The sequence below is a fragment of the Sphingobium sp. genome, from assembly GCF_032153725.1.
Classification (GTDB): Bacteria; Pseudomonadota; Alphaproteobacteria; order Sphingomonadales; family Sphingomonadaceae; genus Sphingobium.
On record NZ_JALDYQ010000038.1, the window covers coordinates 1 to 14,276 of the forward strand.

General features: G+C 57.7%; 8 protein-coding genes and 2 pseudogenes. 4 read left to right on the forward strand and 6 right to left on the reverse strand.

What is annotated here, in order from left to right; genetic code table 11:
• On the reverse strand, window positions 1-539 hold a 539-nt coding region (locus RUH75_RS13315; RefSeq protein ID WP_313806683.1), incomplete at its 3' end, for a molybdopterin-dependent oxidoreductase.
• A 54-nt stretch (window positions 540-593) separates the two neighbouring features.
• A pseudogene (locus tag RUH75_RS23680) lies at window positions 594-713 on the reverse strand (hypothetical protein); the annotation flags it as partial.
• 402 nt (window positions 714-1,115) lie between these two features.
• Here RUH75_RS23680 and RUH75_RS13320 point away from each other — a divergent pair.
• Window positions 1,116-2,093 carry a helix-turn-helix domain-containing protein gene (locus tag RUH75_RS13320; protein ID WP_313806685.1) on the forward strand — a complete coding sequence of 326 codons (978 nt, stop codon included), beginning with the start codon at window positions 1,116-1,118 and terminating at the stop codon, window positions 2,091-2,093.
• A 379-nt stretch (window positions 2,094-2,472) separates the two neighbouring features.
• Here RUH75_RS13320 and RUH75_RS13325 read toward each other — a convergent pair whose 3' ends face one another.
• Complete coding sequence (locus tag RUH75_RS13325; protein WP_313806688.1) at window positions 2,473-3,165, reverse strand: hypothetical protein; 693 nt, start codon at window positions 3,163-3,165, stop codon at window positions 2,473-2,475.
• 1,365 nt (window positions 3,166-4,530) lie between these two features.
• On the opposite strand from RUH75_RS13325, the pseudogene RUH75_RS13330 reads away from it, so the two are divergent.
• From RUH75_RS13330 to RUH75_RS13340, 3 genes and pseudogenes are all read left to right on the forward strand, one after another.
• A pseudogene (locus RUH75_RS13330) lies at window positions 4,531-4,724 on the forward strand (transposase); the annotation flags it as partial.
• 336 nt (window positions 4,725-5,060) lie between these two features.
• Window positions 5,061-7,415 (forward strand): TonB-dependent receptor domain-containing protein, encoded by a 2,355-nt coding sequence (locus RUH75_RS13335; RefSeq protein WP_313806690.1) that lies wholly within the window; start codon window positions 5,061-5,063, stop codon window positions 7,413-7,415.
• A 517-nt stretch (window positions 7,416-7,932) separates the two neighbouring features.
• Complete coding sequence (locus RUH75_RS13340) at window positions 7,933-9,126, forward strand: LLM class flavin-dependent oxidoreductase (protein ID WP_313806692.1); 1,194 nt, start codon at window positions 7,933-7,935, stop codon at window positions 9,124-9,126.
• A 120-nt stretch (window positions 9,127-9,246) separates the two neighbouring features.
• Here RUH75_RS13340 and RUH75_RS13345 read toward each other — a convergent pair whose 3' ends face one another.
• The 3 genes from RUH75_RS13345 to RUH75_RS13355 all read right to left on the reverse strand — a co-directional run bounded on the left by RUH75_RS13345 (window position 9,247) and on the right by RUH75_RS13355 (window position 13,787).
• Window positions 9,247-10,032, reverse strand: coding sequence for a Crp/Fnr family transcriptional regulator (locus RUH75_RS13345; RefSeq protein WP_313806694.1), 786 nt, complete (start codon window positions 10,030-10,032; stop codon window positions 9,247-9,249).
• Window positions 10,033-10,152: 120 nt separating this feature from the next.
• Entirely contained in the window at window positions 10,153-12,435 is a 2,283-nt protein-coding gene (locus tag RUH75_RS13350; RefSeq protein WP_313806696.1) for a CaiB/BaiF CoA-transferase family protein, read from the reverse strand.
• Window positions 12,432-13,787, reverse strand: coding sequence for an acyl-CoA dehydrogenase family protein (locus RUH75_RS13355; protein ID WP_313806698.1), 1,356 nt, complete (start codon window positions 13,785-13,787; stop codon window positions 12,432-12,434). Before RUH75_RS13355 ends, RUH75_RS13350 begins: the two co-directional genes overlap by 4 nt.
• Between the last annotated feature and the right edge of the window lie 489 nt (window positions 13,788-14,276).

Here is a 14,276-nt window from a genome sequence, read left to right on the forward strand (position 1 = left end):
TCTGGCCATCGGCGATGCGCGGTTCCTGGGCGCGGCGCGAGCCATTCGTCCGCTTTGGCAACGGAACGGGAATAGCGCGGGTCTATCATCACGAATTTGGTGCCGTTCTCCATGGCATCGAAGATAAAATGCATTTCGCTGTGCGCCGTGTCGCACACGTTCCTGCCAACGCTCAGAAAATATGTCGCGCCGCCGATTTCAGAGATGTCGTTGGCCCAGCACATGGAGCCCGCGACCGCCGCGAAGCCCGCCATTCCTGCGAAGTCGCCCGACAGGCCGAAGAAAGAGAATACCGAACCCTCGAGATCGTTGGCGACCCGCGCCGCCGCATTCCCCGCATGGAAGGCCACGTTGCCGCTGCCTGACAGCCACGCATTCGCCCGTGAACCATGTTCGGCCGTCGCCTTCGCCTGCCGCGCGATGATATAGTCATAGGCTTCGTCCCAGCTGACTTCGCGCCATTTGCCTTCGCCGCGCTCGCCCGTACGGATGAGGGGATGACGCAGACGGTCAGGATGGTGAAGCCGCTGGGTGGCCATGGTTATGCCACGCAGGCAAATTCTCTCGAACCCGGGGCGCGGATAGGACGCGGGCTCCAGCTTCACCACCCGTCCGTCCTTGACAAATGCATTAACGCCACACGTGGCATGATCGTTCGGCGAACAAACGGTCCGGACCACGCGATCATACTGCTTGTTCGGCTGACCAGTCATAGCATCTTCGACCCAGCAATTCTAATTATGGAACAAAATCACCCGCAGCAAACTGCATGGCGCGCAAGTCACCTGCGGTTTTGCGAGGCCTTACCGCCTCAAGTTCGCAAAGCACAGCCGACCCGTATGCCCGCATATGCCGGTGTACGGAAGCGCCGATGATAAACGGAACGTCACAACCAGCAGGCAGACCATCGCCACGGCAGATCGTTCGCCCGTCACCATGTCTGCCCATGTTCTTGAACCATCTTCTCCGCTTGTGCTGCCATTGGCTCATAATGAAAGACCATGATACAAATCCTGCAAACCACTTGATGGAATCTGCCAAAAGCGGTCTGAGCCGCTCGCACTCAGACCGTTCGGCTAATAAGCAACGACGAAGGTGGTCGGTTGGGAGGAGCAATGGAAGGGAGCGAGAGTCCGTTGCCAATCATTCGATATCGTCCGATACGTTCGCTCTTTAGTGAAAAGCATCTCGCGGCGGCGCCGGAAGGCCTTATCAGACTGATCGACTCCGTTGAGATCGCGATCGAGGGCAGTGCGAACGAGATTTCCGGGCGGACGTCGGCGATTGGCGACTGGTGGTTCATCTCGCTGAGCGGGAGCGGCTTGATCCATGTCCGCGACATCGCTTCGGCACAGCATCCGGGCGACCGGCTGACCTGCATCCTTTCGCTCGGCGGGACGAACCAGCCGACGGGCGTGCTGTCGAACATGCCCCGTCCCCGCCAACTCCTCCTTACGCGGTGGGTCCATCCTGCCGGGGTGCGCAGCTATGGCGACTTTCGCTACATAACGGTATCATTCCCGGCTACCGTGCTCGAGGACAGCACCCGCGCGATCCTCGAGACGATATTGGAACGTCCCATTTCAGCACTCACCGGGCCGGGAGCGATATTGGCCGCGATCCTGGAAGTCGCGGCGGATGAGCGAAGAGTCGGCAATCCTGCTTCTGTGGAGATGATCCTTCCGACGATCGCCAGTCTGATGCTGCGCGTTTTCGCATCGGAAACCCAGTTAGGGACAAATCTGCACGAAGGCAGGAAGACCTTCCTCGTCCTAGCCGACTACATTAGGCATAATTTACGGGACTCCGGTTTATCCATATCCTCCATCAGCCATGCGGCGGGCATTTCCGAACGGCAGATCTACCGGCTCTTTTCTTCCGAGGAGACAAGTTTCACCAACCTCTTGCGAGAAATGCGGGTCGACCGCGCCTGCGAGCTCATGTCGTCAGAACCCAGCCGGTCCATCAAGTGGATCGCCAGCGCATGTGGCTTTTCGAGCGCTTCGCATTTCTCACGCGCATTCAGGCAGGTGAGAAGTCGGTCCCCAGCTGAATTCCGTCGCGAAGTGCTTAAGCACCAGGCCGACGAGTAGGACCGGCGAACCGTGACACTGGTCGGAGCGGCCAATCTACGTGCCCTGTCCCGCCAAGATCACGCGGGGCTGTAGATTAACAATCGATCTCCTCATGCCCGACACAGCGTCGGCGGCAGTCGTGTAGGAACTTCGCCCGTTTGCCATTGTGGCAATGGCTGATGCAGGATCGATCCCGACAAGTTCGCCGGACTCGACCATCGGCTGATAGCGGTTCATTAACGTTGCCGTTGGGCAACGAGGCGTTCGCTTCATGCGCTCCTGCAGCGCAAGCTTCACGCCCCTGAGCTGAAGCGCGACCGCGAGGTCGCCTTGGTAGCCCCCGTCACCTGGCCGACCAGAAAGAATTCGCTAATCACCTGTTGCGCGCTGCGGCCAACTATGTGCGCCAATCTACGATAGCGAAGGTTTCAGGAAATCTTGAAAGCCATCGTCGCCAGTATGGCCTGCGAGGCGCTGCGACGGCAGCCGGCTTTGCCTTGGCTACCATGATCGACGAAGTTCTTGGACGATCCGGATCAAGGAGCATGGAACGCTCTGTCTTTGAGAAACTGGTTGCAATGGTCTGCTCGCGATATCGGGCGACTTCGGCGCAGTTTGCTGCATCAAGGCTTGGCGTCTTGCTCGAAACGGCGGCGACAGGCATCATCTCATGGATCGCTGCGCGTTGGGGGGCACGCTGGTGATCGATACCGATGAAGCCTATGATCCTCTGCTGATCAACGACGTTTGTTGCTCGGGCCTGAAGGGAACGATGTTGTAATATGAGCTCAGCCTCATCGGGCAGCGCGGTCTGGCCGCGCGTGACGCCAAGGCGCGCCGCGACGAATATCGGTTCACGCTTCCGCTGGGCCAGTGCCCGAACGAAGCGGTCAGATTGAAATCGACCCTGACGAGCTCGTCCAACCGGCCCTCCATCTGGTGTTTCGCCAAGTTCCGTGAGCTCGGTAGCGCCCGCCAGGTGTTCCTCTGGCTCCGAACGCTCCATCAAGATGCGACGGATGCGCTGAATCGACGTTGGCAAATAGAATGAAAGCCGTTCGCCTAGCACGACGCGGTGCAGATCCTGCACAATCCTCTGTGGCGGCGCCTATGCGTTCGGTCGGATGGGACAGCGCACTAAAGGTGGTCGAGCGACGCTGGCGTAAGGTCAGCGGTCACAGGAAGCCACGAGAGGAGTGGTCGACGCTGATCCTCGACCTTCGTCCCGCCCCTATCAGCAGCAGGACTACGAGGAACCAGCCCGCCGCTCGATAACGCTTATATGAAGAACAATTGCAGCCGCAAATCCTGGCGCGGTTGGCGAGCGTTGCTCACGACTTGATGCGTTTACGATCGCTGCCATGTCAGCCCTGATGAACCGAAAGGCTGACGCACAGCGCCTGACGCGCGCCATCTTGTCAAGAAGACCGTTGTGTTGAATATACGTCACCAGTAATCAACGGGTCCAGCCGTCCGGCAAGATTGCACTGGCTTGCAGGCGACTCAATTTTCATGGGCGATCCTGAGTGACAGGCAGAGAAAAGCTATTGGCCGCAGTCAACACACTCGAGGGCGCACACGTGCAAGCGGCGAGGCTGGGGGGGGCCAACTTCGCCCAACATCGCCGGGAGGTGGTCCAGTTACGTCGCGTGATCCTAGCGCAGAACTCTGAGATTGATTCCTTGGGCGATGAAGCCTTCGAAAACTCAGAGACTCGTGCGGCATTCCGGAGAGAATTTGCCGAGATGCGATCGGCTATGGCATTTCACCAAGCTTCATGGCCGGTGGTCTCAATCAATGTCGACAATCCAGATTATGTCGCCTCATTGAACTCGGTGCGGGATGCTAGTCGCAAGTTCATCTCTTGGGTTATGAATGCGCTGAAAGTGGCTTAGAACAGACCGCCGGCGTGCGCTCAGCCATTCATCCGCACATCAAGTACAGGATGAAGAGCGTGCGCGTATGGACTGCACATAGCCAACCGCGCCGGCGCCTGCAGCGTCCGAGCGTCATCCAAAAAAGTCTATGGACCACAGCGCTCGCAGTGACGTGTATCGCGAAAGGCAAGGCCAGTAATGTGTTTCGGTCAAAGTCAGCGTCGTCACTCCAGTGGGGCGTTGCTCGGGCGGCCGGTTCGTCGGCCATATCGCAGCCTCGCCCAGGATCCCTGCGCTCGCCACCCCCCCCTTTAAGATCACCCCGCGATTGAAGCCCAGATCGGCACAACCCTCCGACGTATCGTAGCATATACCAGACATCGCGGTTACAACTCGGAGAGCATCGCCTCAGAGTTCCCACCAGGGCCTGAGGAATCGCGTCGCGAGGCCGACTGAGCGACGTCTGAGACGCCGGTCAGCGGTCGAACCCTTCATTGCCAATCCTGAATCCCACCCGGTCCGAGCCAAAGACTTCCGCCCACGCCACCGATGACGCGATCAAACGCCGATCATGCTGCTCAACCTTCCCGTCTGATCCAGTCCGACGCGGGCTCAAAGGCGTGAAGCTCGTGATTTCCGTTGCGCCCGATGGGCCGAAGACCGCCATGACTCGCGTCGTCGGCTCTACCTGCAAGCGCTGCCGCGCCCACTTTAGTCGCAACGTCGCGAAGGTCTGATTACCCTCGTCGCCGCCGTGATCCGGCAGGTCTTCACCGACCGGATCACGCCGCTGCCATTCAGACATGCGCCATGTCGCCGTCCGGGTCCTCACCGCGGCCGAAGTCCGGCGAGCTCCGCCGTTGCCGGCAAACGCGCTCACACAGTGGCCCAGCTTAGAGTGACTAAGGTCTCTTGCCGATCGCGTACACAGACCGATAACCTCCAAAATACACAATAGGTACTTGGGGCGCCGCGCAACAGACTACGGCTACTACGCGCGTCGGTTAAATTTAGACGTTCAGAAGATGGCTGAGTCGACCATCAATAAACATCAAAGAAACTACGTCCAGCAATAAGGATGTGGAATTCATACGAGGAGGGGGTGATTATGTCCTGGAAAGCATCATTCTGCAGCGGAGTATGCGCGGTCGCTATTGCGGCACCTGTTGCTGCGCAATCACAAACATCGACTGAGAGTAGCCAACCTGATTCTTCCGCCGTTCAAAGTCCCGCCTCATCCGATGAGCAGGCGATGCAGATCGGAGACATTATCGTCACCGCTCAGCGGCGAAGCGAGTCGATTAACAAGGTTGGCATGACAATTGCCGCCGTAACGGGCGATGAGCTCCTCCAGAAGCAGATAAGCAGCCCATCGGATCTGCAACGTATCATTCCCGGATTTACTGCGCAGCCCACCCCTTACGCCGTGCCGGTGTACACGCTGCGCGGGGTCGGTTTCTATGACTACAGCCTGGCCGCCAGTCCCAGCGTCAGCGTCTATCTGGATGAGGTGCCGCTGCCATACTCGTCCCAGACGAAAGGTATCTCGTTCGATCTTGATCGAGTCGAGGTCCTCAAGGGACCGCAGGGCACGCTTTTTGGCCAAAGCGCCACCGGCGGCGCGATCAACTATATTGCCGCAAAGCCGACTGCCGTTCCAAAGGCGGGCTTCGATATGAGCTTTGGCCGGTTCAACACGCTCGACACCTCTGGCTTTGTCAGCGGGCCATTGACCGGTACGCTCAACGCACGTCTCGCTGTCAGGACAGTCCAATCGAGCGAATGGCAGAAGAGCTATACGCGCGACGATGAACTGGGCGATAAGAACCAGTTCCAAGGTCGTCTTCTGTTGGACTGGCAGCCCACTGATCGCCTCTCCGTTATGCTCAATCTTAATGGCTGGACCGACGATGGCGATACTCAGGCCCCGCAACTCGTAGCGCTGGATCTGCAAGGGCCTCCGCTGCCGGAACTGACAAACTACCCGTTACCCCCACAAAATGCACGAGCGGCTGACTGGAACCGGCGCCCGCTTCGCCGGCACGACCGTTTCTTGCAGGCGTCTGGGCACCTCGTCTTCAAGGTAAGCGACGCTGTGCATGTCGACAGCATCACGGCCTTTTCAAAACTCCGGACTCGCTCGAGGCTTGAAACGGATGGCTTCAGCTTCAGCAATCTTGATGTCAGCATCGAGCCAAGCTTTATTGAAAGCTTTACGCAAGAATTGCGATTGAGTGGCGATACCGATCGTTTCAACTGGACTGCAGGGGCGAGCTACGGCCATGACCGGTCGTCTGATGTCCAACGATTTGAATTCGACATTGCCACGAACAACCGCCTAATTCCTGGAGTAATTGATTTTGAATTATCCGAGAATTTCGCTCGTCAACGTGTAGACACCTACGCCGCGTTTGCGCATGCAGAGTACCAGGTCCTGGACACTGTTAAGATAAGGGGCGGTATTCGTTACACGGATATCAAGCGTGCGTTCCAAGGGTGTCAGAACGGGGCGGGAGCTGCGGCAACAGCTTCATCGTACACCAACCTTAACAACATCATTCGAGCGGCCGCGGGCTTACCGCCCTTGGCTCCGCTTGGCATAAACGATTGCGCCACCTTGAACGCCGACACCTTGGAACCCGGCGTGGTTGTTAATACGCTCAAGGAAGATAGTGTGTCGTGGACCGGCGGCGTCGACTGGACGCCAGCTTCGGGCCTGCTGTTCTACGCAACCGTTAGCAAGGGCTATAAGGGGGGCGGCTTCCCAACGCTGGGTTCGCTCTTCAGTTCACAATACGATCCCGTGGTTCAGGAAGAGCTGCTCGCCTATGAGGGCGGCTTCAAGCTGTCGCTGCTCGACCGGACAATGCAGCTAAATGGTGCTGCATTCTATTACGACTACAAGAACAAGCAAGTTCGCGGAAAAATTCCCGTTCCCATTTTCAACCTCATCGAAAGCGCGGTAAATGTACCAAAGTCCAAGATAGCGGGTGCGGAGGGCCAGATAATCTGGGCTCCTGTTAAGGGTCTCAATGTCAGTGGGTCCGCGACTTATCTCAGTTCGAAGATCAAGCGATTTACCGGTTTTGCAGTTAGCGGTGTTACCCAGGATTTTGCCGGCTCGAGGCTGCCATTCACGCCGACTTGGACTGCCAACGGGGACATCCAGTATGAGTGGCGAGTTAGCGATCGCCTTCACGCCTTTGGTGGCGCCTCGCTCGCTTACAGCAGCAGCACAAACGCCTCGATCGGCTACCCAAACCTGTACACCATCCCATCTTATACTACGCTGGATCTCAACATCGGAATTAAGTCAGCGGACTCCCGCTGGAGAGCTACTCTTTGGGGCCGAAACGTTACCAATGAATACTACTGGCTGAATGTCCAAAAGGCGAACGACACGATAATAAAATATGCAGCGATGCCGGCAACCTACGGCGCCTCGTTCAGCTACCGCTTTTAACTTCTCGGAAAGAAGTACGTTGACAGCTTGCATGGTGGACACGGGCTGACCAACGGAGGTGTGAGGCAACGGTCGCCCCGCATGACCGAGTGCAGCGCTAGCGTTGGCGCCATGGAATGAAGATCGGCATTCTTACGATAAACTACAGGGCGGCCGAGCGCGGTCGACCGCCCATTAAGGTGACTATCTATCTCACCCGTCTCGGTTCTCTCGATCTTGGAGCGGAACGCTGCGTTTTCAAGTTGCCCACTTGGTCCGAAACCAAAATCCGGAAGCTCGTAGACCTACTTGGCTGAGCCGCTGAGAACTGCAGAACGTCTGGAGTTCTCATTGAAGATCCAGCGAACCCAAGTGAGGGGCTAGGCACTGTGTTGACCGCGACTTAGCCGGAGAAGCTGCAGCAAAGCATGTGGCAACTTGGGAATAGTCTCGCAACGCATGAACTTGTCATGGTGCAGTACATACCAAGTTCATAGATGCGATCACTGTGGACAGACGTAATGTGAAGGAAGCGTGTATGTCAGAGACTAGACCACTTAAATTCGGTGCGTTCATCTCGCCAATACATTCCTCCCATGAGGATGCTAATCGAGCGCTTCATCGGGATGTCGAACTCGTCCAGTGGATGGAGGAGATCGGTTTTGATGAAGCTTGGATCGGGGAGCATCACTCAACAGGCTGGGAGTATGTCGCGTCTCCCGAAGTGTTCCTCGGCTATGCGGCAGCCAAGACCAGTCGCATTCGCCTGGGAACCGGCGTAGTATCTCTCCCTTATCACCATCCCTTCAATGTCGCCGAGCGGCTGGTGTTACTGGACCACCTTACCCGCGGAAGGGTTATGTTGGGGATGGGTCCGGGAGCGCTGCCGTACGATGCTTACATGTATGGTCTCGAATCCACCGATCTCCGGCCCATGATGGAGCGGAGCCTTGCTGCAATCATCCCCCTATTGCGTGGCGAGACGGTGACGATGAAGACCCCGCACTGGGAACTCCGCGAAGCACGCCTTCAGCTTCTGCCTTATACCCAGCCGTGCTTCGAGCTGGCCGTAACGTCGATGGTGTCGCCTTCGGGTGCCAAGTTGGCAGGCAGATACGGAGCCTCCATGCTCTCCCTCAACGCGGGACATTCGGCGACACGCAACGCGCTTGAGAGCAATTGGGAGATTTGCCAAAACGAAGCTGCCAAGCACGATCAATCCAGCCGGCGCGATGATTGGCGGCTCGTCTCGCCCATGCATATCGCCGAAACGCGGGACCAAGCACGCAAGGAAGTTCGAGATGGCCTCGCGCGCTGGGTGTATTACAACACGAGAATCGGAGGGCTGGACGTCGTTCCTGAGAGCGCGAAGAACGCCGACGACTATATTGACGCGTTGACAGAGAGCGGTTTTGCCGTGATCGGCACGCCCGATGACGCGATAGCGCAAATTGAAAAACTCCGCGATGCATCCGGCGGATTCGGAACGTTCCTTCTTTGGGCGAACGACTGGGCCAATAGGGAAGCTACGATGCGGTCGTATAATCTGATCGCGACAGAGGTTGCCCCGCGCTATCGAGGCTACTCTGCCGCTATCAGGACTTCGGAGGAAGTTGCTTTGAAGCAGTTTTCCATCCTTGGAGACCAGACCAAAATTGCGATCGGCAAGGCAACTGAAGACTATTATGCGGAGCGCGAAAAGGATGTGCCCGGGGGTGGCGTGACGAACTGATCAGCCATAAACGCATCCCGTGCGCACTTTTGGTCTGGGAAAATTGAGCTGACGTCGACGGGTGGTTGACCTTGATATAGACAAATCACTGATCAGGTCACGAGCATTGCCCATGGGGCGTCAATGTGGTTCTGCGCTACTATTGCGCGCATGCTCTGATATCTTGAAGAGTTCCAGTTCGTCTGTGATGATCCAGGCGCCGGATTTACGTTCTAAAATCCCGCTCTCTTTAAACTCCCCCATGGTCCTGACGACCACCCGTCGAACCGTCCCGGCCGCGTTGGCTATTTCTTGCTGGGTCGATCGAATTACTGGGATGCCCTGCTCCCGCATGGAGAGTTCCAGCAGGCTCAAAGCGATGCGTCCTTTAACTGGAAGAGATAGGCTTTTGGCCAACATTATGTGACCACATAACAGCAATCGGATCACCTCTTCTGCAATGCTGCGCACTGCAAGTAGGTCATTTTCTACAAGACCCAGAAACATCTTATAGGGCAAGTGAAGTATAATAGCCGGCGTTATAGCAAATATTTTTGCTTCAAGCGCATCGAAGAGCTTAGGCGCAACCGATAGTGCCAAACCGATCGTATCACCTGGCACAAGATAGTTGAATACTAACTCACGCCCACCTGTCGATCGCTGATATACACGCAAAGATCCCTCAAGAACGACAAACAACCTGCCCTCCTTGCCGGCGATCACGCTGTTGGCGTCCATCCGCTCCATTCTGGATTCGGGAAGGAGCTTCTTTGCTATATAAGGCAGCTGAGATGCCAGATAGCTACTTCGCCATGCTTCAGCGTGGCTATCCGAGGCAAATTCAATTGCGTTGTCCACTCCTAGCATCTTACGGCCTTCACTCTGTCGCGCCACCAGCACACGACGCGCGAACCCTTCTTCTATCACATAATGGGATTGCCCCATAGGTAAAGGCGTTCGTGCAACCTTATCGTCGCGCGCACTTGTCGCATCGCGTCAGCGACCGATCCCTCGCGGGTTTACATCCGTTACGTCGAGACGGTGGAGTCATAGCAGGACGATTATATCCTCGGGCAGGCGCTCAGCAACAGCACCAGATGCCAGAAGCTCGCTGAAGCTGTCGCTCAATCCGAGTTCGTCGATAACCTTCTGGGTTCCCGTTCCAGGCAACGACGTCGGCGCAGTGAGCTTCACTGGTGTCCGCGAGAGTCTCGAGGCGGGTCCCGTCAGGCGCACCTCACCGACGTCCGGATGAAACCGCACCACGCTCAAGCCTAGTTTTTTGGCGCGTTCGTCCTCCATCGCTTCCTCAACAGTCGCAACGGATAAGGCGGCGATACCCACGGCCCGAAGCCGAGAAACCCATTTCTGCGAACTTTCTCCTGCGAAAACGCGCTCCAGCCCAGCTTGATCTCCGTCGCCCACGCCCGTAGCGGCATGGAGGCGTCGATTGTCCTCTGCTTCAGGTGCGTACACGTACACCCATCCCTCGAGGCACTTGTAGATGCGGTTGGCGTTCTCGGCGAAAGGGGGCACTTCCAGCTCATCATCATTCGCCTCAGTTTCACCGCGCAGCATAAACGGGATCTGAAGAAATGTGGCCGTCTGCACGAGCGATGCGCGGACATGCTGTCCTTGTCCGCTCCGCATGCGATGATACAAAGCTAATAGAATGGCCGACGCGGCGAGCTCGCCCGTGCCGAAGTCACACACCGCAAATTTGTATATAGGTGGCCCGCCACCAGTGGACCGGCACAGCAGGCCGGTGGCCGCTTGGCCGAACGGTTCGTACCCGCGCCGGCCTTGGCGCGGTCCGCCTGGACCATAGGTATCGATCGAGCAGTAAATGATGTCGGGGCGCCGTTGGCGTATCTCGCCTTCCGATATTCCCAGTCGAGCAGGAGCGTCTCCCGGCATGTTGTGAATGAGGACGTCGGCCTGCTCCACGAGCCTCCATAGCACTTCCTTGCCTTCGGGAACGGAGATGTCCAAGAGAACCGAGTCTTTGCCACTGCTCGCATGGAGATGGCAGAGAATATAATAATTGGGTTGGTTTATCTTTGTTACGCTCGCGCCGTATTCCGCGAGGATGCGTCCTGCTGTGGGGCCTGCCACCACGGTAGTCAGATCGAGCACGCGCAGGCCATCCAGGGCGGACTGAGAGGCCTGCTCGTTTACGGCGACGCGGGAAACTTCGGATAAGCGTTCATTGGCTTCGAGTTCGCGCAGAATCTCCTGGCGATCTGCATCAAGTGAATGCCGTGCGCTGCCAACCCTGGGGGGCGTCAGGCTCATCGAGAACGGGAATCCTGCTTGGAGCGTAGTTCCCAGCTCAGGATCGACGACCTTTGTTATTGCCCCTGAGGAGTGGGCTTGGCTGTCCTGCAGCCATTCGCGCGTGGACTGGCATATGCCCACCGGCACCCCGATCCTGGCAACGTCACGCTCCCATACATCCGCCGACTTCGTCCTTACGAGCTGGCATATCTGTTCGCGCACCTGCAATGCCAACTCGCCGTCGCGGCGCAGTCGGGTGGGATCGTCCCAACCACTGTGAATCCAATCCTGGGGAAAGAACTCCTTTGCGAACCACCGGTAGTGGCGGTCCGCTTGCAAGGAGATCAATATCCAACGATCATCGGATGTCTTGGTGTGGATGTCCATTGCGGCATGCCGCCATTTTCGCGGTGGCTCAGCCGCACGTTGGCCCGTGATCCCGATCAGTTCGAACATGGCGTTGTACAGCGGCACCTCGATCGTCTGTCCAAGCCCGTCTCGTTCGCGGGCGATCAAAGCTGAAGTGATCGCGTTGAGTGCGATGAAGGCCGCAAAGACGGAGGCAAGCGGCAATGGCGAGAATTCTGCGATCCGCGTCGCGCCCACGGTAGGCAGAACCGAACCTGGTGCAAAATGCCCAGTTGCCGCGCCGATGATGCCTTCCCAACCCGCTTCGTGTGCTCGTGGGTCATCTTTGCCGAAGCCGGGCAAGGAGGCGTATATAAGCTCGGGATTGGCCTTGGTCATAGCGGCAGGACCAAGCTGAAGGCGATCCATCACGCCTGGTCGAAAGCCCTCTATGACCACGTCAGCGCCGGCGATCAACTTCATCGCCACGCCAAGATCTTGCTCGTTCTTGAGATCCAGCGCGATGCTTCGCTTGCCGCGCTGCACTATGGTATTCACGGAATGGTGCCACCTTGGCCCCGTCGGCGGGTCCACGCGAATGACGTCAGCACCATTGTCAGCCAGGATCATCGCGGTTAGTGGCCCCGCGAGATACTGTCCAAAGTCTATAACCCGGATTCCGTCAAGTGCGCGAGGGACCGTCATCTCCGCCCGGTCCCAGAAACGGCGAGGGGCTGCTGTGGAGCCTCCTCTTCCACGAGATCGATGGTCTTCTTGATGCGGCTCTCCATCTGATCGGCCGTTTGTCCCGCCCGAACGCTCTGTCCTTCCAGTCCAAGCCGAACCAGCGCGAAACTTTCAGCGAACGGCTCATATTGCTGACTGAGATGCGTTCGCATCATAGCGCAGTCGCGATAATAGCGCTGCATCCGGCTGTCATCGCGGGTCGCTGTTGAGCCAGCGGTACGCCAGAGCATATCGACTGCTTCGAGAGCTAATTCCATCGCGTTCTGGTACTGAGTGATCAGGGCCATTTCCTCCGCCGGGGCAAAAGCCGGACCGCCCTCTACGCTGCGGGCGGCGAGCGCCCGGTGCTGTGCGGCCGTGCTGACCACAATCGTTTGTGCAGTTGTGATCTTGCCGTAAGCCTGACCATAAATACGCTGATACTGATGGTGCTGAAAGCGCGGTACGATTGGCGGAAAATAGGTCTTCCTCGACTTGATCGTCCGCTCATATTCGTCGAGCATAGCCCAGGCGGCACCGACCGACACAGCGGCGAATGATGTATGAACTGCCCCCTGCAACCGGCCGCCGTATAGCGGATTGCGGTGAATTTCGTAACCCAGAGGCGGCTTCGACAGGTCGACCGACATGAAGTTCGCCCGCACCAGATCGCGTGCAGGAATAACCTGGTCATCGATGGAGATTGAGTTGGAGCTTGATCCCCGCAAACCAAGCATGTCGCGCCAATCATCGATCAGTTCCCACTTGGCTCGAGGCACGATTGCCATGGCAACCTCGCTTGGCGCCGCTTCGGGGTCGTCCTCCGGCGGGACGAGCACGGCTGGAACGAAATAGTTGGCATAGCGGGCTCCGGAACAATAATCCCATCGGCCCTTGATCCTCCAGCCCCCGTCCACCGGGACGGCCGTTCCCATGGGCAATCGGCCCGGCGCGTAGAACTCGCCCGATGGTCCGAACGCCGCGTGCTGTGCTTCTTCCGGGAAGAGCTGGGCGACAAAGAGCGCGTGACCAGCGGAGAAGGAGAAATACCAAGCCGTAGATGGACAGCCGCGTGCCAACTCGATCGTCACGCGAGCGAAGTCCGCCAGATCGAATTCATATCCGCCAAACCGTCGCGGCTGAACCACGCGGTAGAAACCCGCTTCGATCAGCGCATTGTTCACGCCGGGGTCGGGTGCGCCCAGCTCTTCAGCAGTCGCCTGTTTTTCCAGAAGAAGATTGCGAAGACCCGCCGCCCTGGCAACCATCTCATCTGGTGTTAGAGACGGCTCCGGCACGGAGATGAGGTCTTGGTTAGCCAGCTTTATCATTGCTACCTCGGCTTTGTGATTCTGTTACGATCAAATTCGTGATTTAGATAACAGCAGCTCGAGAGCTTCCCCTCAAGAGACCTAAGTGGCACCCTCGAATTGAGAGTTGCACCGCTACGGTCCCACATCCCATCCCGTGCCGGACGCTCTTCGGAATGCGCGTCGGCCAATTCACTCCGACCGGATCACTTGGCCCGGTATTATCCGGTAGTTCGCGACGGGCTAGTGACTTGGAAGACCTCAGGCGTATAGCTGACAGCACAACGGGTCGTCGCTCCAATGTCTCGAGATTATTGGCGAAGGTGCCCGTGGACCAACGCTTGCTTCGACTCACAGAAGTAATCTCGACATTCTACGCCTTGGCAGTCGTCCGACCCGGCCGCTCTAAGCTCTGCGGTGAAGGCGGAAATGGCACCTGCGTAAGCAAACACTGGCTTGCTTCTCAAGTCCGCCTTCTCCGATCCGCGTCCTCAGTCGGTCCGTTGCCCC

Bases quoted from the DNA above. Each gene is read 5' to 3' on its own strand.
- RUH75_RS13320 (WP_313806685.1), top strand. From the start codon at position 1,116: ATGGAAGGGAGCGAGAGTCCGTTGCCAATCATTCGATATCGTCCGATA.
- RUH75_RS13335 (WP_313806690.1), top strand. From the start codon at position 5,061: ATGTCCTGGAAAGCATCATTCTGCAGCGGAGTATGCGCGGTCGCTATT.
- RUH75_RS13340 (WP_313806692.1), top strand. From the start codon at position 7,933: ATGTCAGAGACTAGACCACTTAAATTCGGTGCGTTCATCTCGCCAATA.
- RUH75_RS13350 (WP_313806696.1), bottom strand. From the start codon at position 12,435: ATGACGGTCCCTCGCGCACTTGACGGAATCCGGGTTATAGACTTTGGA.
- RUH75_RS13355 (WP_313806698.1), bottom strand. From the start codon at position 13,787: ATGATAAAGCTGGCTAACCAAGACCTCATCTCCGTGCCGGAGCCGTCT.